General features: G+C 39.2%; 27 protein-coding genes. 5 read left to right on the forward strand and 22 right to left on the reverse strand.

Annotation, left to right across the window (positions count from 1 at the left end; genetic code table 11):
• The first annotated feature begins 71 nt into the window (after nucleotides 1–71).
• Nucleotides 72–869 (forward strand): tryptophan-rich sensory protein, encoded by a 798-nt coding sequence (locus tag VLZ86_RS06505; RefSeq protein WP_325449824.1) that lies wholly within the window; start codon nucleotides 72–74, stop codon nucleotides 867–869.
• Nucleotides 870–979: 110 nt separating this feature from the next.
• Here VLZ86_RS06505 and VLZ86_RS06510 read toward each other — a convergent pair whose 3' ends face one another.
• From VLZ86_RS06510 to VLZ86_RS06560, 11 genes are all read right to left on the reverse strand, one after another.
• The gene (locus VLZ86_RS06510; RefSeq protein WP_325449825.1) at nucleotides 980–1,261 is read right to left on the reverse strand and encodes a hypothetical protein; all 282 of its coding nucleotides are present in this window, start codon (nucleotides 1,259–1,261) and stop codon (nucleotides 980–982) included.
• 18 nt (nucleotides 1,262–1,279) lie between these two features.
• On the reverse strand, nucleotides 1,280–3,079 hold the full coding sequence (locus tag VLZ86_RS06515; protein ID WP_325449826.1) for a serine hydrolase: 1,800 nt from the start codon (nucleotides 3,077–3,079) through the stop codon (nucleotides 1,280–1,282).
• Between the two features lie 311 nt (nucleotides 3,080–3,390).
• Complete coding sequence (gene ggt / locus VLZ86_RS06520) at nucleotides 3,391–5,088, reverse strand: gamma-glutamyltransferase (protein WP_325449827.1); 1,698 nt, start codon at nucleotides 5,086–5,088, stop codon at nucleotides 3,391–3,393.
• Between the two features lie 204 nt (nucleotides 5,089–5,292).
• Nucleotides 5,293–5,706 (reverse strand): lipocalin family protein, encoded by a 414-nt coding sequence (locus tag VLZ86_RS06525; RefSeq protein WP_325449828.1) that lies wholly within the window; start codon nucleotides 5,704–5,706, stop codon nucleotides 5,293–5,295.
• A gap of 233 nt (nucleotides 5,707–5,939) precedes the next feature.
• Nucleotides 5,940–6,983, reverse strand: coding sequence for an endonuclease/exonuclease/phosphatase family protein (locus VLZ86_RS06530; protein WP_325449829.1), 1,044 nt, complete (start codon nucleotides 6,981–6,983; stop codon nucleotides 5,940–5,942).
• A 124-nt stretch (nucleotides 6,984–7,107) separates the two neighbouring features.
• Nucleotides 7,108–7,785 carry an RNA pseudouridine synthase gene (locus tag VLZ86_RS06535; protein WP_325449830.1) on the reverse strand — a complete coding sequence of 226 codons (678 nt, stop codon included), beginning with the start codon at nucleotides 7,783–7,785 and terminating at the stop codon, nucleotides 7,108–7,110.
• 261 nt (nucleotides 7,786–8,046) lie between these two features.
• Entirely contained in the window at nucleotides 8,047–8,532 is a 486-nt protein-coding gene (locus tag VLZ86_RS06540) for a hypothetical protein (protein ID WP_325449831.1), read from the reverse strand.
• 518 nt (nucleotides 8,533–9,050) lie between these two features.
• A complete protein-coding gene (locus tag VLZ86_RS06545) occupies nucleotides 9,051–9,815 on the reverse strand; it encodes a hypothetical protein (protein ID WP_325449832.1) in 765 nt (254 codons plus the stop codon).
• A 244-nt stretch (nucleotides 9,816–10,059) separates the two neighbouring features.
• Nucleotides 10,060–10,665, reverse strand: a complete 606-nt coding sequence (locus VLZ86_RS06550; RefSeq protein WP_325449833.1) for a class I SAM-dependent methyltransferase — start codon at nucleotides 10,663–10,665, stop codon at nucleotides 10,060–10,062.
• A gap of 30 nt (nucleotides 10,666–10,695) precedes the next feature.
• On the reverse strand, nucleotides 10,696–11,658 hold the full coding sequence (locus VLZ86_RS06555) for an alpha/beta hydrolase (RefSeq protein ID WP_325449834.1): 963 nt from the start codon (nucleotides 11,656–11,658) through the stop codon (nucleotides 10,696–10,698).
• Between the two features lie 120 nt (nucleotides 11,659–11,778).
• Nucleotides 11,779–12,000, reverse strand: a complete 222-nt coding sequence (locus VLZ86_RS06560; protein WP_325449835.1) for a hypothetical protein — start codon at nucleotides 11,998–12,000, stop codon at nucleotides 11,779–11,781.
• Between the two features lie 35 nt (nucleotides 12,001–12,035).
• Between VLZ86_RS06560 and VLZ86_RS06565 the strand changes: the two genes are divergently transcribed.
• From VLZ86_RS06565 to VLZ86_RS06580, 4 genes are all read left to right on the forward strand, one after another.
• Nucleotides 12,036–12,419: a hypothetical protein gene (locus tag VLZ86_RS06565; protein WP_325449836.1), complete on the forward strand. Its 384-nt coding sequence runs from the start codon at nucleotides 12,036–12,038 to the stop codon at nucleotides 12,417–12,419.
• Nucleotides 12,420–12,506: 87 nt separating this feature from the next.
• Nucleotides 12,507–13,787, forward strand: coding sequence for a DEAD/DEAH box helicase (locus VLZ86_RS06570; protein WP_325449837.1), 1,281 nt, complete (start codon nucleotides 12,507–12,509; stop codon nucleotides 13,785–13,787).
• Nucleotides 13,788–13,897: 110 nt separating this feature from the next.
• A complete protein-coding gene (locus VLZ86_RS06575) occupies nucleotides 13,898–14,113 on the forward strand; it encodes a DUF6500 family protein (RefSeq protein ID WP_325449838.1) in 216 nt (71 codons plus the stop codon).
• A 218-nt stretch (nucleotides 14,114–14,331) separates the two neighbouring features.
• Nucleotides 14,332–14,550, forward strand: a complete 219-nt coding sequence (locus tag VLZ86_RS06580) for a VF530 family protein (protein ID WP_325449839.1) — start codon at nucleotides 14,332–14,334, stop codon at nucleotides 14,548–14,550.
• Here the strand turns inward: VLZ86_RS06580 and VLZ86_RS06585 are convergent.
• From VLZ86_RS06585 to trpC, 11 genes are all read right to left on the reverse strand, one after another.
• Nucleotides 14,547–14,957 (reverse strand): DUF805 domain-containing protein, encoded by a 411-nt coding sequence (locus VLZ86_RS06585; RefSeq protein ID WP_325449840.1) that lies wholly within the window; start codon nucleotides 14,955–14,957, stop codon nucleotides 14,547–14,549. The genes VLZ86_RS06580 and VLZ86_RS06585 overlap by 4 nt on opposite strands.
• Nucleotides 14,958–15,041: 84 nt before the next feature.
• Nucleotides 15,042–15,881, reverse strand: coding sequence for an alpha/beta hydrolase (locus tag VLZ86_RS06590; RefSeq protein WP_325449841.1), 840 nt, complete (start codon nucleotides 15,879–15,881; stop codon nucleotides 15,042–15,044).
• A gap of 528 nt (nucleotides 15,882–16,409) precedes the next feature.
• Complete coding sequence (locus tag VLZ86_RS06595; RefSeq protein WP_325449842.1) at nucleotides 16,410–17,069, reverse strand: hypothetical protein; 660 nt, start codon at nucleotides 17,067–17,069, stop codon at nucleotides 16,410–16,412.
• A gap of 2 nt (nucleotides 17,070–17,071) precedes the next feature.
• The gene (locus VLZ86_RS06600) at nucleotides 17,072–18,592 is read right to left on the reverse strand and encodes a carbon-nitrogen hydrolase family protein (RefSeq protein WP_325449843.1); all 1,521 of its coding nucleotides are present in this window, start codon (nucleotides 18,590–18,592) and stop codon (nucleotides 17,072–17,074) included.
• A 63-nt stretch (nucleotides 18,593–18,655) separates the two neighbouring features.
• On the reverse strand, nucleotides 18,656–19,108 hold the full coding sequence (locus VLZ86_RS06605) for a tRNA (cytidine(34)-2'-O)-methyltransferase (RefSeq protein WP_325449844.1): 453 nt from the start codon (nucleotides 19,106–19,108) through the stop codon (nucleotides 18,656–18,658).
• Nucleotide 19,109: 1 nt separating this feature from the next.
• Nucleotides 19,110–19,586: a hypothetical protein gene (locus VLZ86_RS06610; protein ID WP_325449845.1), complete on the reverse strand. Its 477-nt coding sequence runs from the start codon at nucleotides 19,584–19,586 to the stop codon at nucleotides 19,110–19,112.
• A gap of 92 nt (nucleotides 19,587–19,678) precedes the next feature.
• Nucleotides 19,679–19,822: a hypothetical protein gene (locus tag VLZ86_RS06615; RefSeq protein WP_325449846.1), complete on the reverse strand. Its 144-nt coding sequence runs from the start codon at nucleotides 19,820–19,822 to the stop codon at nucleotides 19,679–19,681.
• A gap of 87 nt (nucleotides 19,823–19,909) precedes the next feature.
• On the reverse strand, nucleotides 19,910–20,683 hold the full coding sequence (trpA, locus tag VLZ86_RS06620) for a tryptophan synthase subunit alpha (RefSeq protein WP_325449847.1): 774 nt from the start codon (nucleotides 20,681–20,683) through the stop codon (nucleotides 19,910–19,912).
• Between the two features lie 362 nt (nucleotides 20,684–21,045).
• Nucleotides 21,046–22,227 (reverse strand): tryptophan synthase subunit beta, encoded by a 1,182-nt coding sequence (gene trpB / locus VLZ86_RS06625; RefSeq protein ID WP_325449848.1) that lies wholly within the window; start codon nucleotides 22,225–22,227, stop codon nucleotides 21,046–21,048.
• A gap of 75 nt (nucleotides 22,228–22,302) precedes the next feature.
• Entirely contained in the window at nucleotides 22,303–22,959 is a 657-nt protein-coding gene (locus tag VLZ86_RS06630; protein ID WP_325449849.1) for a phosphoribosylanthranilate isomerase, read from the reverse strand.
• Between the two features lie 93 nt (nucleotides 22,960–23,052).
• On the reverse strand, nucleotides 23,053–23,835 hold the full coding sequence (trpC, locus tag VLZ86_RS06635; RefSeq protein ID WP_325449850.1) for an indole-3-glycerol phosphate synthase TrpC: 783 nt from the start codon (nucleotides 23,833–23,835) through the stop codon (nucleotides 23,053–23,055).
• Between the last annotated feature and the right edge of the window lie 28 nt (nucleotides 23,836–23,863).

Here is a 23,863-nt window from a genome sequence, read left to right on the forward strand (position 1 = left end):
TTTCGTAGATTCAATCTTTGGTTAAAGAGTTGATTTTAATTTAACATCTCAGAATCCTGCAGAACATTCTTATGAAAAAAGTTTTACAAATTAGCAATGGCCTTGCGCTCGTTTCCACCATAATCATCAATTATCTTTCTAATACCGGAGCCATAAATAACATGACTATTGGTGAGGTTTCGCGTGATTTACATTCATTTTTTACTCCGGCAGGCTATGCTTTTGCCATCTGGGGATTTATATACTTATTACTCATTGGTTTCATTATTTATCAGGGGAGAAGCTTATTTGTAAAAGTGAGGGATGATGAGTTTGTTCTAAAAATCGGGTGGTGGTTTGTCATTTCCTGTGTGGCGAATTCTGCGTGGGTGATTTTATGGCTTTACGGATATACGGGGCTTTCCTGTGTGTTCATCTTTTTGTTATTATTTTCTCTATTAAAAATTGTCCTGAACAATGACATGGAATTGTGGGATGCGCCAATTTCTGTGATTGCATTTTTATGGTGGCCCTTCGTGTTTTATAGTGGATGGGTTACCGTAGCAAGTATTGCCAATGTGTCCTCTTATTTAATCAAAATAGAGTGGGGTGGCTTTGGAATGTCAGAAGAAGCATGGACGATTTTTATGATCATTGTGGCCTTAATCATTAATTTGATTGTCACTTGGAGTCGGAACATGCGCGAATTCGCTTTGGTTGGTGCCTGGGCACTCATCGCCATTGCCTATACCAATTATGAGCAGGAACTCACCATTGCTTATGTGGCGGGTGGTGCTGCCCTTGTTCTAATTGCCAGTAGCTTTTCCCATGCCTACATCAACAGAGCTACAAATCCGATGGAGAAGTTGAAGGAGCATTTCAGTAAATAGACCTCGTGTTGTTTAGATTAACCCATTTACCATGGATAGCCAGATAAATTCAGTTAGTTTAGATTTCAGCACAAAGGAATTTGTTTTTTAGAACACTGCTAAAAGTGTATCTACAAAAGATAAGTATGGATAAGGATCCAAACGCTACTACAAAGGACTATAAAAATCCCTGAGCGGATAACCGTCTCTTTATGTTGCTGCCGTTTGATATTTTTACCAATGTTTTTTTTTAACACTTCCATTTCCATTACCGAAACTTTAGGAAAAATGTATAGGGATACAGAATTGTAATTAGACTGGAAAGGTGTTTTCCCGAACTTTCCGGTGTTTTTATCTTTCCTTTCTTTACGTCTCTGCAAGGTGGCTTTGAAATGACTTAAACTGCCATCCATAGCTTTTGTATTTTCATATTATTCTTTCTTTGCCTTAAACGTCCCATTTGGCTGAATCAAGTTCATGTCCGTAATAACGTTGTCAGTTTCAAAAAACTCGATTTTAAAGCCGTCGGCAACTTTTAATGAAAACTTATGTTTTTCTGTTGGCATCAGTTCATATTCTGGTTGCCCGGGAACAAAGAGGTAAAGTACCGTCTCGTTTTTAATATAGATTTTTAAAGTGCTGCCCATCAAATTGTAATCGCCCACATACATTTCTAAATCGGCAGTACTGACGTCTATTATGTTTGGCGTACGTTTAAACACAATAGGATCAAGTGCTGCTTCTACCTTTAAGGCAACTTGAATGATATTTCCACCATCACCAATTGCAAAATTTAAGCGCATGGTGCCTGAGTTGGTGGTGTCAATGCCGGTTTTGGTCACTTCATAAGGTTCAAAAACATCATAATGGTAATGTTTTAAATACAGTTTTTTGCGTTTGAAATTAGCAAATAAGGAATCGTTTACAATTGCAATATTAAAACTGCCATACCCCGCATTTTCATAACTGCCCGTATAATCTTGCATCACATGAGAGGGTCTTGTGTTTTTAATTTGAGTGGTTTCACTGCCTTCCTGTTTCAGTTCGGTTTCCATCTTTTTTGCATTTTCCTGTTTTTCAACAAAACGTTTGATCCAATCTGTGGTTTTACCGCCCAAAAGTCTATCGGCAATGGTATTTCTCACAAGGTTAGGCACTGAAGAGCCATTTTGATTTGCCAAGACCACGATCCCTAATTTGTCACTTGGAAAAAAAGCGGCACTTGCTGAAAAGCCATCAATATTACCGCCATGTTCTACCCGATAATGTCCTCTGTAGGCCATGGTCATCCAGCCATATCCATAATTGGCGAAAAATAAATCGGGGTTTTCTTCTTCAGGTAAAGCGGCAGTCATTACCATTTGAGAACTCATTGCTTCATTAATATAGGCTTCAGATAAAATCTCTTGGTCGTGATGTTTCCCTTTATTGATCCACATATTTAGCCATTTTGCCATGTCGTTGGCACTGCTGTAAATGCTCCCGGCCGGACTCATGCCAGATATATCGTAATAATCCATTTTACTGATTTTGTCATCTTTCTTGAGTTCATAACCAAAGGCCGCGTTGTCGGTTTTTTGCAATTCGCTCAATGCGGTTTTTGAGCGCGACATGCCCAAAGGTTCAAAAAACCGCGTCTTGATATTCTCTTCCCACGATTGCCCGGTAATCTTTTCTGCAATGACCCCTTGTGCCAGAAACATAAAATTATTGTAATGCCATTCCTCTCGGATACCCGTAAAAGGTTCTTGATGGGCAATCCGAGCAATGAGGCTGTCCTTATCTGCCGATGGAAACAAATACCAGCTTAGATCATGACGTGGCAAGCCTGTGCTATGACGCATCAAGTCTTTGATGATGACGTGATTGTTTAAATTGTCATTATAGAACTTTAATTCGGGAATGTGTTTTAAGGGGCTGTCATCAAAAGATAATTTGTCTTCCGATCTTAATTGCCCTAAGATGGCTGAGGTAAATGCTTTAGTGGCTGAACCAATGGCAAAAAGCGTATTGGCATCTACAGGTATTTTATTCTCATAATCGCTGTAACCAAAGCCCTTTGAGTAAATAATTTTGTCGCCATCCACTACGGCTACAGCAAAACCAGGTGCTTTCGTAACTTCTAGTATAGTGTTGAGATCTTTGTCAAGACCTTTAAGACGTTTGTCGGTTTGTGCGTAGGAAGAGATGAAAAGGGCGAGGCAAAAGAAAATACAGATGGATTTTTTCATGACATTTTGGTTTGGTTGATTACTTATCAGTAGTTTTTACTTTGTAAAAGTTACGGCTTTGGGTGAAATTGTTAGTACTTACCATATATAATTGACAAAACACTTTCTTTTGAAATAGCATTACACCGAGTTCCACAAAGGAGGTACAAAGTAGCACAAAGGACCTCTTACTGTTTAAAAGGAAGTTTGTTTAATTCATGAAGCTATCGACTCAGTAAAATCAGTAAAATCAATGTTATAAGGGTTCCATCTTAAGATGCAATATCAATTACCCAAAGAGCATCATGCCTTCGGCAGTAATGAAAAACTCATTAATACCCAACTGCACCGCCATCTGGACTCGATGAATCCGCTGCGCCAATATAAACCTCGCCATCCGTAGGAATCAAAATACCCATCAAGCGACCTAGGTTGTTTGTGCCTTTAAGTGTATGGCCCATTTGTATCAGATTTAATTGCGTGTCTGGCGACATTAAGTCTTTTTCAAAGGTGATTTGATCAGGAAACCACTGATGGTGGATTTTCATCGCTTCAATAGCTTTTTCAATCGGCATGTCATAAGCGATGACGTTTAAAATGGTTTGAAACACCGTATTGATAATGGTTCTGCCACCTGGACTGCCGATCACTAGATAAGGTTTTCCGTTTTTGGTGACAATGGTTGGGCTCATACTGCTCAACATCCGTTTTTCGGGTTGAATGATATTCGGATTCGTGCCAATCAACCAGCCAGTATCGGTATATCCAGGTTGCGGATTAAAGTCGCCCATTTCATTGTTGAAAATGAATCCGAGCTTTGATGAACCCAATCCTGATCCATAAGATTGTTCAATCGTATAAGTTAAGGATACGGCATTTCCTGCTTTATCCACCACCGATAAATGCGTCGTATTTGGACCATCATAAAGTTGTCCAAATTTTAGTGAATCGCTCACAGATGCTCTGTTCATATCGATATTCTCATAACGCATTTTTGCAAATTCTTTTGAAGTCAATCGGTCCAGTGGCATCTCTAAATTAAAATCGGGATCACCAAGATATTCCGCTCGGTCGGCAAAAGCACGTCGCATGGCTTCGGCAACCAAGTGCACATATTGAGTAGAATTGAATGGGATGGAATCTAAATTGGCTTGCTCCATAATGTTTAGCATCTCAATTATTGCAACGCCTCCAGAGCTAGGTGGTGGCATGGATACAATACCATAGTCTTTGTAGGTTCCTGTGATGGCTTCACGTTCTACCGCTTCGTATTTATTCAAATCTTCAACGGTGATGATCCCACCATTCGCTTTCATAAACGCAGCAATTTCTTGAGCTACGGCACCTTTATAAAAACCATCTTTACCTTTGTCTCGAATTAGTTTTAAGGTTTCGGCTAATGCTTTTTGGATCCATAATTCACCAAATTTGACCAGTTCCCCGTTTGGTTTTTTATAGTAGTCTTTTAAAAATTGAGGGGTCGTACTTGAACTCGCATTGAAATTTTTAGCATGTTCAGCCAAGGTGTAAGAAAGTACCACGCCTTTTTCGGCTAAATCCACAGAGGGTTGCACCAGATCTTTCCATGGTAAAGCACCATATTTTTGATGGGCTAAATATAAACCGGCAACGGTTCCGGGTACACCAACAGATTTTAAACCTTCATGATTGCTGCCTTTAATGAGGTTTCCGGAACTGTCTAAAAACATATCAGGCGTAGCCAACAGTGGTGCTTTTTCTCTAAAATCAATGGTTGTAGATTTGCCCGTGGCATCCGCATAGACGATGAATCCACCACCACCAATATTTCCAGCTTGCGGATGTGTTACGGCAAGTGCAAAAGCTGTGGCAATAGAGGCATCAATGGCATTGCCTCCTTTTTTTAAAATGTCCGTGCCAACTTGTGATGCGACCGCATTATCAGAAACGACCATGCCATTTTGGCCATAAGTCTGACTGTAGCTAGTTGTCGAGAAAATAAAGGTCGCTATAAAAAGAGCGATTAAAAAAGAGAAGTTGTTTTGTGTCATGATGATGTTTCTGTAAGGGTCTGAGCGTTACGTGGTGTTTTTCGACCCCTAATTTAGGAAATAAATAGGCGAATGGAGCTGTTTTACATCAATTTTGGAAACGGTCGTTGGATTTATTTAATTTTTTTGTTGACAATTAACCCGGCAATAAAAAAACCGAAGTTATGAGCTTCGGTTATGTAGTGAGGACTGATGAACAAGAGTTTAGCTTTTCTTTTCCAAAGTTGTCGTAAGATCTTGGCTTTTCAATATTAATTTTGCTGCTGAAATTGATTCAATGGACATGATCAGATCATCTCCATCGCCCAAATCCATCCGCAGTTTCTTATCATTTTCTATAAGCGTGTATTTAACAATTGATGTTCCATCAGATTGACATTTACCATCTTCACCTGTTTTAAACGCTTCAGTGGTCAGGGTGTCTTGAGTTGTAAAGTGAAAATAAGACATTTTCATACAATCGTCCATGGTGACACCTGTAGTGGAAATAATAAACCATTTTCCAGACATTAAAAGTTCGTGGGCAGTGGGTTGTGGCGCTGGGCTGTCGTCGTCACTGCTACAGTTGAAAGTGATCATGGCCACCAATACAAGTGTTAAAATTTTAAATTGTTTCATAATTAATAATGATTTAGGGTTAAATTGTTTTAACAATCATTCTTACACCTTTTTCTTGTAAGAAATCCACTATAAAAATACACATTAAAGCCTTCTTATGACCTTTTAATGTGTGGATGGCCATTTTTCATGTATGGTTGGTGCTTTTTTGCGGATAATTGGTTTTGACGGCACAGCTCTATCGTCAGTTCTTTATTAGTTGCAATATAAAATCAAAAGCGGATTAAAAAGGGTCAATTTGTAATCTTAAAAACAGCCAGCACGTTTTTATGATCCGTAGGCCAAATCCCATCGGGCGATTCAATCGGATCTTTTGAAGTTTCCAATTGGCGTTTATTCCGAACGATAGAACCTTTGGGACCAATGACTCTGGCATCCATAAGTTTTAGTTTATCAGATGGCAGATAAAAGACATAATCAATTCGATCTCTATCGTCAGCATCAGGCGCCCACGCCAGTTTCTTGATCGGCACCAAACGGGTATCGGCTGGAAATGTAAACCCAGGATGGGTTAAGGGATTAGGATATATTTCACGATAGGTATCAATAAAGCCTGCTTTGTCCAGCGCCAACGTATTGGGCCATCGCATCACGACCCCGTTATGGTCATAGAGGTCTTTGGTGTCTTCCGTCCAGTCCAAAAAAGAAGGTTCGTTAAGATCTCCACCAAAAATCACCAAGCGTCCAAGCGCGTTTTCATTCATGGCGTCCTTAATTAAGGCGTTAATGGCTTCATCGCGCCTTGAGGCTAAATTATCTGTTGCAATAGTTAAGGAATCCGTGACGATATGTTCTAACTTTTCCCACGTAGAGCTATGATATCCGCGTGGTAAATAAAGGCTACAATGGCGGTAATCTAAATGGGCACTATAAAATGCGATCGCCTTGTTATTAATCTTTATAATTGCTTTTGTTACAGAACCTTGGTCGTTCTTTAAAGGGTACACCGCTGTTTGGGAAAGGATTGGATACCGCGAAAGGATTCCAGAATCTTCGCTTCGCTCCGAATAATAGGTATGGCCACGTTCTGCCAAGGCGTTTACCAAACGTTCCGCAAGGCTTTTCTCATCGTAATTTCTGACTTCACTTAAAGCTATTAGATCGGCATCAGTACGAATGACTTCCTCAATAATGGCATTAAACCCACCCGGAACAATGGTGCCTTCTTGCCAAATATTAAACTGTAAAACTCTTAAAGACTGTTCGTTTTTTGAACTACAGGAACAGATAAGGGTAAGCATGAGATAAAAACCTAGACAATAAACAGTTCTAAACATTAGTGGTTGAATTTAATGAAAGCTAGAAAGGTAATAAGTTTTTTTATGCTTTTAAACGTCAGATTAGTTGGAAAGAAGAACGTTGGAGTTGATGACTTCTTTTTGAAAGTCACTTTTCTATTTCCTACTCAGGTGAGAGTGACATGAATTTCCAGAAAGCGTTGTTTGGCGGTGGTGCTTCGAGGGTAATGAGTTCTTTGGATCCTGAAGTTTGATAGCTTAATTTCCAAGCATGGAGACAGATAGATAAAGGATAATAGCTTTGGTCTGAACCATATTTATTATCTCCAATAATCGGCAGACCTCTATGTGACAATTGCGCTCTTATTTGATGAAAACGACCGGTTTTAGGCTTTACTTCTAACAGATAGCCGAAGTTGTTTTTGCCGATGACCTCATAAGAAAGCATACAGCTTTGTGACTCCTTTGTTTTTGAATTGACGATATCCGCTCTTTTTTCGAGCGTGTTTTTGACCAGAAAATCAGTCAAATTGTCCTTATCCTTTAAAGGTTTGTTTTTAACAATGGCCAAATAGGTTTTTTGAACTTTTCGACTGCTGAAAAGCTCGTTGAATTTCACAAGAACACTTTTCTTCTTGGCAAATACCAATACGCCACTGGTTACCCGATCCAATCGATGGATAACGCCAACGTAAGGCTTTGGTTTCTTCTTTAATAAGTGATTTAACACTTGATCTTCAACTGTATTATTCTCGTAAGGGCTTTTTTCACTGATAAGTCCAGCTGTTTTATTGACCACTATATAATCGTTGTTTTCAAGTATTATTTCAAGTTTGGACATTTGCAGTGTTCTTTTTTAATTTCAAGGTAGTATGAGTACGTTTAAGAAGGAATCTGTGCAAAAATAGGCTTATAGTTACAGTATGTTTTACTGCTGGGCAGTTTTTTGTTTTATCAAGTTTAAATATAGTATCTATAGGATGTGCTACTATGGTGAATCTTCATTCTATTGGGTATAGTTGTCAGTGTTAAACATCTCTGGGGCGAAAAAAGCCGAAGTCATAAACTTCGGCTTTAAATTAGTAATTTTGAAGACAAGAATTTAATTTTTCTTTACAAAACTTGTGAAAGTATCATCCTGTTGTAGTACTAATTTTGATTCCGAGATAAATTCAATTGAAAGTATCAGTTCGTCTTCATCGATATGTAATCGTATATTTTGATCATCATCTATGAGTACATATTTAGCAACCAGAAGATAGTGTGATTCACATTTACCGAATTCACCTGTACTGAAACCTTCAGCGATTACAGTTTCTGGATGTGTAAAGTCATAAAAACTCTCCCTTTGACAGCTGTCTAAGGTCGCGTGGGTAGCTGAACTAACATACCATTTCCCGGACATTAATAGTTGATGGGTAGTTAGTTCTGGGGCGGGACTATCGTCATCCTTGCTACAGTTAAACGTTACTAAAGCAACCAATAAAATGGCTAAAATTTTAAATTTTTTCATGGTTAATAATAAATTTAGGGTTAAAATCTGTAATTCATAGTATTTCCCTTTAACGTTTTGTAAGAAATACGTCATAAATATAGTCATTAAAACGTTGTTTTGTGTCTTTAATGTGTAGATGGTCGTATTTTGATGATAGTTGGTACATTATAACCGTTATTTGGAAATTAGGTCAATTGACTATCTATGCTTTTATTTCATTGGATTCCCAGGTAAGGTTTGAGGTGCTTCTTTTCTTGATATGACTATTTTTGATCGATAGGTCTTTTGAATTTTATGGTTGCCAAGGAGTTCTAAACCTTTTACCGGAAAACTTTTTTTGTTGGAGAGATATAGATGTCTTTGGTGCGTTTACATGTGCGATCAATAGGCTTAATAAGGAATCCATGCTAAAATAGCCTTATGGTGGTAGGGTGTTTTACAATTGGGATAGTCTCCTGTTTGATGAATTTTGTTTACTGGACAACTATAGTGAAGAAAAATAAATTTAGAAACTAAAATAAATAGTTGGAAACAACCTAACTTACCGTAGTTCATCTAATTGTGGTTTCCACTTTATTTTTTGAAAACTGAAGCTTTTTTAAGTAGAGTTTTTAACCTCTTTTTAAATCTACTAACCAAAAGTTGACCTTTAGTCCGTTGAGAAGTTCATATTCCAGACGCACAAAACCGTAGAGGTTGGAAAAATAACTTGTCAATTTGGTCGTGCCAATATCAGAGGTGGCAAAGCTTTCAATGACAAAACAATCTAAGGTTCCAAAAACTGTTTTAACCTTTTCCATTTTGCTTACTTTGTAATGGTGGGAGAGTAGTAAAGGGTCTTCCCAGGTTCCCCAAAGCGCATTGCCCCAGTTTTTTCCAATGGCCATTTTATCTGACCATTCTGCGCCCACTTTCAAAGGTTTTTTTACGAATGGAAACGGCGCGGTTTGCAGGGCATTGAAAAACCCAGTTCGGATAGGGCGGAGCCAAATATTGTGTGAGTTATCTACCAATCCAGTCAAACTCATGCCCGTGGCCAGCGGATCTTGAATATAGGAGATCTCCGTTTGTCCTTCGTTGGTTCTTTCTGCGTCAGAAACCTGTTGTACCACCAAACGGATTTTGTCCACTTCAATATCAGCAGTAGCTAAAGGCACCAATTCAAATTCGGCACTCTCATACATGCCTTTATTGCTTTTGAGCTTCGACACTTTGCCATCTTTGATGATTTCGTAGTCAAAAATATAGGCGTTTCCCACTAAGTACACCTCGTTAGTAGCGTCAATATTTTGCGTGTCCATCACGACCGTATCGTAGTGCTGGGCAGCACCAATTTGAAAAATAACAAGGAATAATATGGTCAGTTTTTTGTTCATGACGATTTTTTAAAGCCTCCCGTAGGATTTTTAAAGATAATTAAAATATATAATCGGTACGATTCCTAAAGAAAATAATCTGTGGGACGGCTTTTATGCCTATACTCTTGTTTTAGAATTGAGTAGCGAGGGCGAGTGTAAGTGATTTAATGATTTATGGTGATTTTAGGAGGTGAAGTTGCTGGTGGAAAATACCAGCAACAGCGATAATCCATTTCCAAAACAGCATTTTGAAATGCGATTGTTATGCTCTTTTCTGACATTTTATAAGATAAAAGGGATAGATGTCCATCACCTCTAGAATTTCAAAAATACCTGCGTTACCAAATTCTTCTTTTATGGAGTCCTTATCGTAAAAGAACATCTTTACGCCGCCAAATAATTCAAACCGGTCTTGATCAATGCAGGTTCCTTGGCCATAAAGTGGTGCTTCTTTGCTGACCGTCGTAAACACCATAAACCCGTTCTCAGAAAGTTGGCTAAAGCAGTCTCGGATCAGTTTTTCCCGCTCTTTTTTATTCAGGAGGTGAATTAAAGCGTAACAATAGATGCCATCATAGAGCTGTTTGTCAAAGGGCATTTCGGTTACCGAGCCGTGGTGAATATACAAGTCGGTTCCAAAATGCTTATGGGCTAAATCAATGGCGGTTTTAGAAATTTCAATACCTGTTACGGTCATGCCATTATCCCTGAAAAGTTGCGCATTTCGTCCATAACCAATGCCCGGGATAAGGACGTTTTTTACCTTATGCGCAAGAAAGAAATCCTTTACCAAAATAGTGGATATCGCGGGTTCAAAACCCCACATTTCCTGATTTTTTTTAAAGGCTTCCTCCCAAAATTCTGTCATTTTTTTATAGTTCTATTGCCCTCAGGTTTCTTATCTAAAATTCGCCTTAAGCCATTCAAATATTATTTTATAAACCTGTTCTCTTACGGGTTCTTTTGAGAGCACCAAATCGTGCATGCCATTCTCAATTTCGCAAGTGGTGATGTCCCCTTGGAGTTGACTTGCAAATTGGTGGATGTGTTCAACATTCAAGACGGCATCTCCCGCCATGAAGTTTCCAGACCATTTTTTATCATTGATGGTTTGATGGCTATAAAGTACCAAGGCGGGCACATCCAATCTCAGGTTGTTCTGTATTTTCTTATGCGCCTTATGGATGGCATCGATAAAACTCAGCGTCACTTTTGGTAGGTCATGAGGTTTCCAGGCTAGATTATAGTCCCATTCCCCATATTTCTCACGGTGGAGACTATAGCCATAGAATCTTGAAAAGCCACCTGAGATCAATTTATCGGGAAAATACTTACTTAAAAAAGAAAGTATCGGAATTCCTATCTTTCTTTCGAAGGCACTGAGATTAAATTCGTAAAAGGGGCTGTTGCAGATGATTCCGTGGAATAAATTGCTATTTAAATGCCTTGCCGCATAATAGGTTATGATGAGGCCACCCGTAGAATGCCCCATTAAGATCACTTGATTATGCTTTTCTGTTTTAATAATTTGTAAAGCGGCATTGATGTCTTCATCATACTCTAATAGCGAACGCACATTATTTATCTTTTGATGGCTGAGGTATGACCGGCCGTACTTTCTTAAGTCCAAGGCATAAAATGCATACCCCTCTTTATTGAATTGATTGGCCATTTGATCCTGAAAGAAGTAATCACTAAACCCGTGGATGTATAATATAGCTTTAGCGGATGGGGTTAAAGGTTGCTTGCGAATTAATGTTGCGATGACTCTGCCTTCATAATCATCAGTGAAGTTTAAGGTCATTTGTTCAAACCCGTTACCAAGGATATCAGGAGAATAAGCGTCGTAGGTGTCTGCCATAATGTTTTAACCTGTATTTCAATTTGCCGTTAAGTAATTTACGCAATTTAGAGAAAACAACGGTCCAAAAGGAGTGTTTAAAGTGTTTCTTTCAGGGAAATCAAATTGGGGCTTTTTATTTCATTTTTGGTCATAATCTACCATCCACTCCATACCAAATTTATCTCTAAACATACCAAAATAGGAACCCCAAGGACTTTCGGCAATGGGCACTTCAACCGTTCCACCTGCTGAAAGTCCATTAAATAAGGTGTCGTCTTCTGCGCGACTTTCCGCATTGATTGAGATTTTTTGATCGGTTCTCGTTTTCGTTGACTTTCCCCATCTTTTCAGGAACGTCATTCGCCATCAAAACGTTTTTACCAATAAGCAAGGCAATGTGCATTATTTTATTGGCTTCGTTTTCCGTTATATTTCCTATAGGAGAACCACGTTTTTTTGGTCTTAAAAAGGCAATTTCTCTTGACTTCCTTGCACCTTCCTTCGACAATCCTTCGACAATCCTCCTGCAAAACCCCATTTTACCGAAGCTCACTCGAACAAGTGTCGAACAAAACTGGGAGAAACCTCCTGAAAAACGCCTCCAACCAGACAAAAGCAGACAATACACGACAAAAGCAGACAAAACCAGACAAAATACGACAAAAAGCTGCTTCTATAGTAAGTTTTCGAGATGGGGTCAAAACTTCGTTAACGCTTGTGGAGTGGGTGGTTTTGATGGTTTCTGTGGCGTCGGTTTTGCAAAAAAATGGCATACATGATGTAATAACGATCAATTTAGACGTACCTTTGCACAAAATTTAAAGGAGTGACCTAAATTAATAGTGCTTGCTTCGTAAACACAATTTATGTCATTCAATTCATTAGGATTATCTGATGCTTTACTCAAAGCAGTCAGCAAACAAGGCTATACAACGCCTTCACCAATTCAGCAAAAAGCCATCCCGTTAATATTAGAAGGTAAAGATGTTCTAGCATCGGCACAAACGGGTACTGGAAAAACAGCAGGTTTTACACTGCCATTACTACAATTGTTGTCTCAAGGACAACCTTTGCGCCAACGCCCCGTACGGGCTTTGGTATTGACACCAACCCGCGAATTGGCGGCTCAGGTGTACCAAAACGTGAAACAATACAGTACTTATTTAGATATTAGAAGCACCGTTATTTTTGGTGGTGTGAATCAAAATCCACAAGTGGCAACACTTCGCAATGGTGTTGATGTGCTTGTCGCCACTCCAGGACGGTTATTGGATTTACATAACCAACGCTTATTGTCGCTCGCCAATGTTGAGATTCTCGTATTGGATGAAGCGGACCGTATGCTGGATATGGGCTTTTTACGCGATATCAAAAAAATCATGGCAGTGATGCCGGCAAAACGCCAAAACCTATTGTTTTCGGCAACGTTTTCAAAAGATATTAAAGCGCTTGCCAATGATATCCTTAACCACCCCGTATTGGTGGAAGCCACTCCGGAAAACACGACGGTGGATGCCATTGACCAACAAGTCTATCGTGTTGCCAAAGGTTTAAAACCCGATTTGTTGGTGAAATTGATTTCTGACGGTAATTGGGAGCAAGTTTTGGTTTTTACACGAACTAAGCACGGCGCCAACAAACTGACCAAGAAATTGACCAGTAGTAACATTACCGCCATGGCCATCCATGGCAATAAAAGCCAAGGCGCAAGAACCAAAGCGTTGGACGGATTTAAAAGAGGTTCTGTACGTGTACTGGTAGCCACTGATATTGCAGCACGCGGACTGGATATTCCGTTATTGCCGCATGTGGTCAATTTTGAACTGCCTAATATTGCTGAAGATTATGTGCACCGGATAGGTAGAACAGGAAGGGCAGGAGCTAGCGGATTGGCGATTTCTTTAGTTAGTGCTGATGAAACAAGCTACCTTCAGGATATTCAAAAACTGATTGGGGAACGTATTCCTGTGGAAATTGTTGAAGGTTTTGAACCCGATCCTAATGCATCTACTGAACCTATCAAACAAGGGCAAGGGCGAAGCGGGAGACCACAACAGAGAAAATCAACTACACCTAAAACAAGCGCAAAGAGCTCAAGTTCTGGAACTGGTTCTGGCAGAAATAGAAATAGAACGAGACGAAATTAAAATTACCTGCCTGTGGAACGGGCAGGAAGTTGAAACTGAAACTGAAGACGAAGTCGAAAACTTCAACTCTATAAGTTTGACAGATAAAAAGAAACGAGAAACTCTTTATAATGCTTAGTCAATCCTTAAAAGATAAAATAATTGCGGTTTGTGAAGCGAAAATTGCTGCGAAAGGTCCGAATGTAGGGTTATCTTTTTATGCGTTTTTCGCCAATAAAAACGAAACTCCTGAATTGTTAATGGAAGCTGCCACTTGGTGGATCATGGCGCACAGGCTGGATCATTTTGAGAAAGCGGTCAAGATATTGGCGATGGTCAAGGACTAAGGTTGTTTTCTCTCAGAGTTAATTTGCAAAAACCAAAGACGAGATTCGTTTCCTTCCGATAGCAGGTAAAAAACTAAATTGCAAATTCCAGAAGAATTGTTTGCAGATTTTTTAATTTAGCATGTTAAGCAAATCAGCGATTATCAGTAATATCAACCTTTTCAGCGTTTCATTGTCAACAGGAAACCTGAAACAAGAAACAAGAAACCCTTTCAAATATGCAACCCAACAATCCTCTTCATGGTATAAAACTCGAACAGATCTTAAATGATTTGGTGGCGCATTACGGATGGGAATATATGGGCACGGTGATTAAAATCAAGTGTTTTAATGAAGATCCATCAGTCAAATCTAGTTTGAAGTTTTTAAGACGTACCCCATGGGCACGCACCAAAGTGGAGCGGATGTATCTGAATATGTTGGCTAAAAAACGCTAAAATTCCACAGGTTTTCCAATCTCATTGATCTCATCTAAATTTGGACGTTTAGGATTCGGTCCCCATTTGTTCGGCATCGGTTCACTATCTTGAACTGTGAAGATCAAAACGATGATCCACCCGATATACGGAATTACCGAGAATAGATAATACCAACCACTTTTTCCTGTGTCATGTAATCTTCTGATGGTTATCGCCATAGTTGGGATAAAAGTTAGCAAGACATAAACAATTAAGAGAATTGAAGGAACAATTCCGAACCCAAGTTCTCCCATAAATCCGGATAGGAAAGATAAAATAAAGATGAATGGAAAGTGAAAAGCCATAAACATCCAATATTCCGTTCGTCTTGCACGTCCGCTAAAGTCGGCATATTTGTTTTTGAAAGTGTCTAAATACCAATTCATAATTGTAGGTTTTGTTGAGGTTGGTGCTAAAATAGAAAGATTTCTAAATAATCACCTCAAAAAGCAATGGAATTGGACAAACGGTCAATTTTCTTTATAAGGATACATCAATTTGAAAACGTCATTCACACTTTGATGTAAAATAGTGGCATGATTCTCCTTGGGTAAAAATAGAAACTCCAATTTAAGATTTGGCTTTCCAGAGTCCTTTAAAAGTTCGGCTAGCATTTTGGCCTCACGTTCCATAATTTCCCCTTCAGAACCTACCGCTACATAAACATTTGCTGGCATCTTTGAATGCGCACCCAAGAACATTTTGGCATCTTTAAGAAGCGATTCATTATCCCACCACAGACTAGGACTTACAATAATATACTCCGTGAAAAGCAAGGGTTTTTTGAAGAGTATTTCTGTGGCAAGCAAACCTCCCAACGACTGCCCAATGAGCATTCTTTGATTTGTTGTTGGATAATTGGCGTTGATATAGGGTTGGACTTCCTTTTCTAAAAAGTCGATGAATTTTCTCGAAGCGCCAGTAGTTGGATAATCCATCTTTAACTTTCTATCGATGGTAGGGAAGGTGAAATCCCGCTTCCGATCGATATTGGCGATGCCAACCACAATCGTTTTTGGCATGTTCATCTGTAAATTAAAAAACTGAACCAAGCCCACAATATGCATGAAATCTTCATTCATGCTCCCGTCCAATACATAGATTACCGGATATTTTAAAGTGTCCGAAGTTTTAAAACCCTCAGGCAGGTAAATGTTGAGCGTTCTATTTTCCGATAGAATTTTAGAATCGATGGAAACTATTTCTCCAATGGTTAAGGGTGATTTTGAACTTTCTTTTAAGGCAGTTTGTGCTTGGGAAGAATTGAGGGTAATCGCAATCAAAAAAATACTAAAAAAAAGGTGTTTCATTATAGGGGTAATTTGGATGCTTTTTGGTTTTATGAGAATGGCTAAATATAGTGTATCGAGAGGATTTAATGCGCGTTTTTAACTTTTTGAATCACTAATTGTCTTGTTTTTTTGAGACACGGCCCGATGGCTATCTGGATTACGGATTACACGGATTCTAAAATTGCACGAATTCGAAATTGTCCTAATAATAAAATAGAGAGCTTGCCTATTATGGTGAATTGCCCTTTGTTGAAATTATTGAAATCTTTGCGTAACTCTGTGTCATAGCTTCCATTCGGAATAGATATTAGACACTAATTTCACGCATTTTTACGGATTCAGAAATTTCACGAATTCAAACATCGCGATAAAAAAATACTTTTGTTTTCATTCTTTTCAACACGAGTCTTAATAGTTCATTCGGAAACAAAACAAAAGCTCCGGATTTAAAATAAAAATCCGGAACTTTAATATTTAACGAATCTTGTCTTGATTCTTGATTCTAACCTCTAACATCTAACATCTAACAGCACAGCGGTCTTATTCTCAATCTTCCTCCTCCTCAAAAACCGTAATCTCAGAATCAAATTCCGCCTCTGTAAACTCATCCCTACTGATCCAATATTCAGACGTGGTCATGATATAAGAATTATCGCCAGTAGGCTTTAATTCCCACACAATATCTTCAGCTGCCTCAAAGGCTTCATTTCCTGCCAATTGTTCAGAATATAAACGTTTGATGATATTATTGTTCGCCAAGGTCTTGTCCAGAACTTTTAATATCACTTCTTTGGACACCTCCTTGTTAGGCGTGATTTCAAATTCGACAATAGTTGCTTTCGCAGATGGGAAGGTTCCGTTATACGCTTTAAACAGGAATTGATTGATATTGAAAAGCTGATGATGCAAACTAATGTCACTGTATTCTTCAGATATTTTATCGAGTACCATGTCGTGTGACATTTGTTCAATTTGACCTTCGGTTAAATGATCAGATAATTTATAATCCAAGAGGATGGCTGCGGCTTCAGGACCTTCAAAATCGGAAATAGCCATAAAGAGCAATTCCTCAAGATCTTCAGGTTTGGATTTGTCACCATCCGGAAATCCGAAACGATCTAAAAGTTCAATATAATCGGCATTAGTCCATGCGTCTTTTAATTCTTCAACATTCTTAACACTGTTGATTACCATGTGATATTTCATAATTACTTCTTTTTTAATTCAAATAAATCTAATCTTCTGTCTTTTAAGTTTCTGACGCTTCCAAATTGGTTCAGCTCTCTTAAAAGATCAATGTCCACATCGGCGATGAGGATCATTTCAGCGTTTTGTGTGGCTTCTGCTTTAACCCCGTTGGTTGGGAATGCAAAATCGCACGGTGTAAACACCGCCGATTGCGCATATTGAATGTCCATATTTTCAACATTCGGCAAATTGCCCACACTGCCCGCAATGGCAACATAACATTCGTTTTCAATAGCTCTTGCCTGTGCACAATGGCGCACACGGGAAAACCCATTCTGGGTATCGGTCAAAAATGGCACAAATAGGATGTCCATGCCTTCATCTGCCAAGATACGGCTCAGTTCAGGAAACTCGACGTCATAACAAATCAGGATGCCTATTTTACCACAATCGGTATCAAAGGCTTGGAGTTTGTTACCGCCAACCATGCCCCAAATCTTGGCTTCGTCTGGCGTGATATGTAGTTTTTCAAAACGTTCTGTGCTGCCATCACGTCTACATAAATACCCCACATTATAGAGGATATTATCCACAACCTCTGGCATGCTCCCGGTGATGATATTGATATTGTAGGAAATAGCAAGTTTGGAAAAACGCTGCACCATTTCTGCTGTGTGTTTTGCCAATTCCCTGATGGCTTCAGGGGTGGATAAATGATTGTTTTCTGCCATTAAGGGGGCATTGAAAAACTCTGGAAACAAGGCAAAATCACTGCGATAGCCGGAGACGGAATCGATAAAGAATTCGGCTTGTTGCATCATTTCGTCCATATCCTTATACAATCGCATTTGCCATTGCACCAATCCGAGTCGGACCACCTTCTTGATGGTCGTGGCTTTCTTCGATTTTTTCTCGTAGTAGATATTGCTCCATTCCAACAAAACCGCATAATCTTGGGAGGAGGCATCACCTTCAAGGTAATTCTTTAAAATACGGGTGGGGTGAAAATCATTGGAGATTTGAAAATTAAGTACCGGATCATGGATCTCTTTACGTCTTACCTTGTCGATATATTCTTTAGGCGATAAAGTGTCTGCAAATTTATGGTAGTTAGGGATGCGTCCTCCAAAGGCTAAACCTCTTAAGTTTAAGCGCTCGCATAGTTCCTTTCGGTAGTCATAAAGTCGACGGCCCAATCGCAGGCCCCTGAATTCCGGTTTGATAAACACATCAATGCCGTAAATCACGTCCCCCTCGTTGGTATGGGTATCAAATGTGTAGTTTCCGGTGATATCCTTATAGGTATGATTGTCATCAAATTGTTCGTAATCTACAATAATGCTCAAGGCACAACCTGCAATTTGATCATTGATCTTAATGACCACTTGGCCTTCTGGAAACTCTTCAGTGAGTTTTTTAATTTGATGTTCTTGCCAAAATGCATCGGGCATGGTGGTGTAAGAGGCAATCATTGCTTCTTTTAATTCCTGATAATCATCCAGGTGTAAATATTTTAATTCGATGTTTTCAATGTCTTCCATGGTGTCATTTAATGTGGTTGGTGGTTGAAGTATTCTAAATACATAACTTCATTTTAAAAGGTTTTACTTCAAGGCTTTTATGCCTTCATAAGCGACAATGGCTACAGCATTGGCAAGGTTTAAACTGCGTACGTGTTCACTAAATAAAGGGATTTTGTATAAATGTTCCTGATGTCTTTCCAAAATATCCTTAGACAGGCCCAAGGATTCCTTCCCAAAAATCAAGAACAAATCATCCTCAAAAGGGATGTCCCAATAGTCCTTATCGCCATGACTTGATAAAAACGCCATTTTCGCACCTTGATGTTCTTCAAAAAACGCACTGGCACTGTCATATGTGGTGATGTTGACATGCGGCCAATAATCCAATCCGGCGCGTTTAAGGCGCGCATCTGTAATCTCGAATCCGAAAGGTTTGACCAAATGCAAATGGGCTCCGGAGGCTAAAGCCAACCTGCCAATATTTCCTGTGTTATTTGGGATTTCAGGCTCCATCAATACAATGTTTAAGGGCATATTAAAAATTTAGTTGATCACAATCTACAACGGTTAAAGGAAACTTTTCATCAAAGGTAATTCTTGCATTCTTTTTAAATACGGTTGTATTATTCTCATCTACTTCCACATCACCATAACCTTGAAGTAGGGTGTTTCCTTTTTTAAGAAAAATAAGCTCACGCTTTGACGTTGTGCCTTCCGATTCGAAATCGTAGTCTCCAAAAATGGTATCGCCTTTTACGATGCCTTCAAAGGAACCGAAGCTGCCGTCCTTTTCATAAAAATTGTAGAACATTTCACCTATCACAAGGTTTTTGCTCTGTGTTAACATGAGTGCAATGGTGTCTTTGTTTTGGGCGTACAAATAGCAATGCTCTTCATATTTTTCAGATGTGGCAGTATTCTCTTGCAGTGGGGGTTTGGTTTCTGCTTGTTCCTTACAGGAGATTCCTAAGGCAAGCAGAGCAATTACGATGAGGTTAAAGTGTTTTTTCATACTAATATGGATTATTTGTGAGGGTTATCAACCAAAAAGAAACCTATTCGTTAAAGATAAGAATAGGTTCCTTTTTAATATATAGCACCGAATCATTTTTTCGATTTCTGATCTTTTATGGTCTTCTTATCGATGTCAAATTGATTCGTATCCAATTTAGTGTTACCTGTCGGATTGGTAGGATTGGTTTGTTCCTTTGTCGTTTTAAACTTTTTATTGTCCTTTATTATTCCCATGATTTCTACTTTTTAAGTGAACCATAAGATAAGAAAAACAGAACGGAAACTGTATTAAGATTATCTTAAAGTTTAAGTGTACAAATCTTAGGCTTCTAAAATGTCACCAATAAATCTATGGATTTTACCCGTGCCTTCAGAATTTAAATGTTTGATAAACGCACTTCCGATAATAGCGCCTCTAGCATCAGTTGTGGCTTGCATAAAGGAAGTATGGTCTGAAATACCAAACCCAATCACTTGTGGATTTTTGAGTTTCATGTTGGCAATGCGTTTGAAATAATTTGTTTGGACATCTCCAAAGTCAGAACTGCTTCCGGTAACGCTGGCACTACTGACCATATAGATGAAACCTTTTGAAATGGAGTCAATAAACCGGATGCGCTCCTCAGAGGTCTGCGGGGTAATCAAGAAGACATTGATGATGTCATACTTTTCAAAGATGGTTTTGTATTGATCATTATAAACGTCCACGGGCAAATCAGGAATGATGAGGCCGTCAATACCAATTTCCTGGCATTTCTTGCAAAATGCTTCCACACCATATTGCAAGATCGGGTTGAAATATCCCATGATGACCAACGGAATGTTGACGGTTTTCCGGATGTCCTTAAGCTGATCAAAAAGCACCTCTGTAGTCATCCCGTTTTTTAAAGCTTGGGTCGAACTCGCCTGAATGGTGGGGCCATCGGCTAGAGGATCGCTAAATGGCAACCCGATTTCTATCATTCCGACGCCGTTTTTCTCCAGATCCTGAATGATACTGACTGTATCGTTAAGGTTGGGGTAGCCGGCAGTAAAGTAGATTGAAAGTAACTTTTCGTTACTGTTTTCTTGTAATTTCTGATTGATTCTGTTCATGTTCACTTCCCGCGAAAGCGGGAATCTTATTAGTTAAACCATATTCCTGCGGATGCAGGAATCTCATTTCGTTATTTAAACTTTTAATTCTGCTCCTTAAAAAGGAGGCATTCATCTCCGGAAAACGGGATGAAGTTGAGGGGTTTATTTGTTTTATAGAAACCCTTCCGTCTTCAGTTTCTCAACTGAAACTGAATCCACCTTCCCATAAAAAAAGGTAAGGAATTTAATTTTAATCAATAAAATATAAATATCAATTTTTAATTGATATGCCGAATTTGCGTTAAGGATGGAGGCATTGTCGGAGCTCCTCGAAGAGAGCGACTGCCGACAGCCTGACCCTTTAGGGTAACGCCATAATATTACAAGTTAAAATGTTTTATATAAGTCTCCAAATCCTTATCGCCACGTCCAGAAAGACTAACCACAACGAGGTCATCAGGTTGAAACTTTTTGTGTTCAAAAACCGCCAGAGCATGAGAACTTTCAATGGCAGGAATGATCCCTTCCATTTTACACAGTTCCAGTCCCGCGGTCATGGCATCATCATCTGTAATGGCGATGAATTCTGCACGCCCACTTTTGTATAAATGGGCGTGCATTGGCCCTACACCAGGATAATCCAATCCTGCGGAAATACTGTAAGGTTCCGTGATCTGTCCGTCTGGTGTTTGCATGAGCAGTGTTTTACTGCCGTGGATGATGCCTTCCTTACCTAAGATTGAGGTGGCAGCACTTTCTCCAGAATGCACCCCTTTACCGGCAGCTTCCACAGCAATAAGTTTGACCTCCGTATCGTCCAAGAACTGATAAAAAGCGCCTGCAGCATTACTGCCGCCACCAACACAGGCCACCACATAATTGGGTTTTGTTGTGCCTTCTTTTTCTTTGAGTTGCCATTGGATTTCTTCGGAAACAATAGCTTGAAAACGCGCTACCATATCCGGATATGGATGCGGACCAACCACACTGCCAATAATATAATGGGTGTCCACCGGATTGTTGATCCAATCGCGAATGGCCTCATTGGTGGCATCTTTTAAGGTGCGACTTCCAGAAAGTGCAGGAACGACGGTAGCGCCCAACATTTTCATCCGTGCCACGTTGGGTGCCTGGCGTGCAATGTCAATCTCGCCCATATAGACAATGCATTCCAAGCCCATAAGCGCACATACGGTTGCTGTGGCCACGCCATGTTGACCCGCTCCAGTTTCTGCAATGATGCGGTTTTTCCCGAGGCGTTTCGCCATCAAGATCTGACCAATAGTGTTGTTGATTTTGTGGGCGCCGGTATGGTTGAGATCTTCCCGTTTTAAATAAATTTTGGTGTTGTACTTTTCACTCAATCGCTTTGCGAAATAGAGTGGGGAAGGGCGTCCCACATAATCTTTAAGTAGCGCATTGAATTCTTCCTGGAATTCAGGTTCTGCCATAACTTTCAGATAGTTTTGACGTAATTCTTCCACATTGGGATAGAGCATTTCTGGAATGTATGCGCCGCCAAATTCGCCGTAATACCCTTTTTCGTTGATGTTGTATGTCATATTCTTCATTCCCGCGAAAGCGGGAATCTCGTGTTTAAAAGACCTGACAGGTTTTAAATGCCAGGTCTGGTTAAATCAATTAATTTCTTTTATAAATACTTCCAATTTTTCCGAATCCTTTAATCCAGGTTCAATTTCGAATTTGCTGTTGACGTCTATAGCATGGCAATACTGGGATTCCTGCCTACGCAGGAATTCTGCTACGTTAATAACTTCCTCCAAACCAATCCCACCGCTTAAAAAATAAGGCTTGGTGGAAGGGTAATCTTTTAAAACTTCCCAATTAAAGGTATATCCGTTGCCACCTGGTAACTTACCTTTGGTATCAAACAAAAAGTAATCGCACACCGATTCGTAAGGTTCTAATTCATCAAAATTGAAATGGTCTTTGATTGAGAACACTTTCAAAATTCCTGCGTAGGCAGGAATCTCTAGATTTTTATCCTTATCAACATTTTCATCCTGATCTACTTTTAAAAGTTGACTTTTTAGTTTTTCACAAAACTCCGGCGATTCCTCCCCATGCAATTGTACGAAGTCCAAACTATGTTTTTCAATCTTGTCGATAATGTCCTCAACCGTGGCGTTCACAAAAACACCGACCTTTTTAACATCTGATGGTAATTCTGGAATCGTGCCATTGAAATATCGTGCCGATTTTTCATAGAATATAAATCCGAGATAATCAGGTTGAAGCCTCGCAATATCACTGATGTTTTCGGTGTATTTCATACCGCAGACTTTAATCCTCACCCCATCCCTCTTCGAAAGAGAGGGAGTTTGATTTGGCTTATGACTGAAGTTTTTGGTGCTCATTTTAGTTTTTTAAATCAGATTTTTGATAAATGACTTTGCACTTTTGCCCGCATTGGCCGTTTTCATAAAGTTTTCTCCTATTAAAAAACCTTGGTAACCGTAGGGTTGTAATTCCTTTATAGCTTCCACGTTGCTGATACCACTTTCTGATATTTTTATAAAATCATCTGGAATTAACGAGCTTAAATGCTTGCTCGTCTCCAAACTGACCTCAAAGGTTTTTAAATTTCTATTGTTAACGCCTATCATATCCAAACTTGGCATCACTGATTTATGTAATTCTTCCTCATTATGGATTTCCAGAAGCACTTCGAGGTTGAGGCTTTTTGCCAATTCTGAAAATCTCTTAATTTCTATGTTTGATAAAATGGACGCGATGAGCAGTATGACGTCTGCGCCATACGCTTTGGCTTCCAGGATTTGGTACGTATGGATGATAAATTCCTTTCTTAACAAAGGCAAATTACAGCTGGCTCTTGCCAAAAGTAAATCGTCCAGGGAGCCTCCAAAATATTTTCCATCGGTTAGAACTGACATTCCACAAACTCCAGCCGATTCATAACCATTTGCTACGTCAAACACATTTAGGTTTTGATTTATGATAGACTTCGAAGGCGAACGACGTTTATGTTCAGCTATGATGCCTGTGGCGCTGTTTTTCAATCGTTCCGTTAGTGATACCGTATCTCTTTCAAACAAAACCGATTGTTCCAATTGTGACGTAGGAATGAGTGATCGTCTTAAATCCACTTCCTTTCGTTTATCATTAACTATTTGGTCTAAAATATTCATTTAAAAATTTTTTAATTATTGGTCGGTT

This window comes from Gelidibacter sp. (genome assembly GCF_035515035.1).
GTDB lineage: Bacteria > Bacteroidota > Bacteroidia > Flavobacteriales > Flavobacteriaceae > Gelidibacter.

Excerpts from the sequence above, each read along its gene's own strand:
- VLZ86_RS06505 (WP_325449824.1), top strand. The coding sequence starts at position 72 with ATGAAAAAAGTTTTACAAATTAGCAATGGCCTTGCGCTCGTTTCCACC.
- VLZ86_RS06510 (WP_325449825.1), bottom strand. The coding sequence starts at position 1,261 with ATGGATGGCAGTTTAAGTCATTTCAAAGCCACCTTGCAGAGACGTAAA.
- VLZ86_RS06515 (WP_325449826.1), bottom strand. The coding sequence starts at position 3,079 with ATGAAAAAATCCATCTGTATTTTCTTTTGCCTCGCCCTTTTCATCTCT.
- ggt (WP_325449827.1), bottom strand. The coding sequence starts at position 5,088 with ATGACACAAAACAACTTCTCTTTTTTAATCGCTCTTTTTATAGCGACC.
- VLZ86_RS06525 (WP_325449828.1), bottom strand. The coding sequence starts at position 5,706 with ATGAAACAATTTAAAATTTTAACACTTGTATTGGTGGCCATGATCACT.
- VLZ86_RS06530 (WP_325449829.1), bottom strand. The coding sequence starts at position 6,983 with ATGTTTAGAACTGTTTATTGTCTAGGTTTTTATCTCATGCTTACCCTT.
- VLZ86_RS06535 (WP_325449830.1), bottom strand. The coding sequence starts at position 7,785 with ATGTCCAAACTTGAAATAATACTTGAAAACAACGATTATATAGTGGTC.
- VLZ86_RS06540 (WP_325449831.1), bottom strand. The coding sequence starts at position 8,532 with ATGACGTATTTCTTACAAAACGTTAAAGGGAAATACTATGAATTACAG.
- VLZ86_RS06545 (WP_325449832.1), bottom strand. The coding sequence starts at position 9,815 with ATGAACAAAAAACTGACCATATTATTCCTTGTTATTTTTCAAATTGGT.
- VLZ86_RS06550 (WP_325449833.1), bottom strand. The coding sequence starts at position 10,665 with ATGACAGAATTTTGGGAGGAAGCCTTTAAAAAAAATCAGGAAATGTGG.
- VLZ86_RS06555 (WP_325449834.1), bottom strand. The coding sequence starts at position 11,658 with ATGGCAGACACCTACGACGCTTATTCTCCTGATATCCTTGGTAACGGG.
- VLZ86_RS06560 (WP_325449835.1), bottom strand. The coding sequence starts at position 12,000 with ATGACGTTCCTGAAAAGATGGGGAAAGTCAACGAAAACGAGAACCGAT.
- VLZ86_RS06565 (WP_325449836.1), top strand. The coding sequence starts at position 12,036 with ATGTGCATTATTTTATTGGCTTCGTTTTCCGTTATATTTCCTATAGGA.
- VLZ86_RS06570 (WP_325449837.1), top strand. The coding sequence starts at position 12,507 with ATGTCATTCAATTCATTAGGATTATCTGATGCTTTACTCAAAGCAGTC.
- VLZ86_RS06575 (WP_325449838.1), top strand. The coding sequence starts at position 13,898 with ATGCTTAGTCAATCCTTAAAAGATAAAATAATTGCGGTTTGTGAAGCG.
- VLZ86_RS06580 (WP_325449839.1), top strand. The coding sequence starts at position 14,332 with ATGCAACCCAACAATCCTCTTCATGGTATAAAACTCGAACAGATCTTA.
- VLZ86_RS06585 (WP_325449840.1), bottom strand. The coding sequence starts at position 14,957 with ATGAATTGGTATTTAGACACTTTCAAAAACAAATATGCCGACTTTAGC.
- VLZ86_RS06590 (WP_325449841.1), bottom strand. The coding sequence starts at position 15,881 with ATGAAACACCTTTTTTTTAGTATTTTTTTGATTGCGATTACCCTCAAT.
- VLZ86_RS06595 (WP_325449842.1), bottom strand. The coding sequence starts at position 17,069 with ATGAAATATCACATGGTAATCAACAGTGTTAAGAATGTTGAAGAATTA.
- VLZ86_RS06600 (WP_325449843.1), bottom strand. The coding sequence starts at position 18,592 with ATGGAAGACATTGAAAACATCGAATTAAAATATTTACACCTGGATGAT.
- VLZ86_RS06605 (WP_325449844.1), bottom strand. The coding sequence starts at position 19,108 with ATGCCCTTAAACATTGTATTGATGGAGCCTGAAATCCCAAATAACACA.
- VLZ86_RS06610 (WP_325449845.1), bottom strand. The coding sequence starts at position 19,586 with ATGAAAAAACACTTTAACCTCATCGTAATTGCTCTGCTTGCCTTAGGA.
- VLZ86_RS06615 (WP_325449846.1), bottom strand. The coding sequence starts at position 19,822 with ATGGGAATAATAAAGGACAATAAAAAGTTTAAAACGACAAAGGAACAA.
- trpA (WP_325449847.1), bottom strand. The coding sequence starts at position 20,683 with ATGAACAGAATCAATCAGAAATTACAAGAAAACAGTAACGAAAAGTTA.
- trpB (WP_325449848.1), bottom strand. The coding sequence starts at position 22,227 with ATGACATACAACATCAACGAAAAAGGGTATTACGGCGAATTTGGCGGC.
- VLZ86_RS06630 (WP_325449849.1), bottom strand. The coding sequence starts at position 22,959 with ATGAAATACACCGAAAACATCAGTGATATTGCGAGGCTTCAACCTGAT.
- trpC (WP_325449850.1), bottom strand. The coding sequence starts at position 23,835 with ATGAATATTTTAGACCAAATAGTTAATGATAAACGAAAGGAAGTGGAT.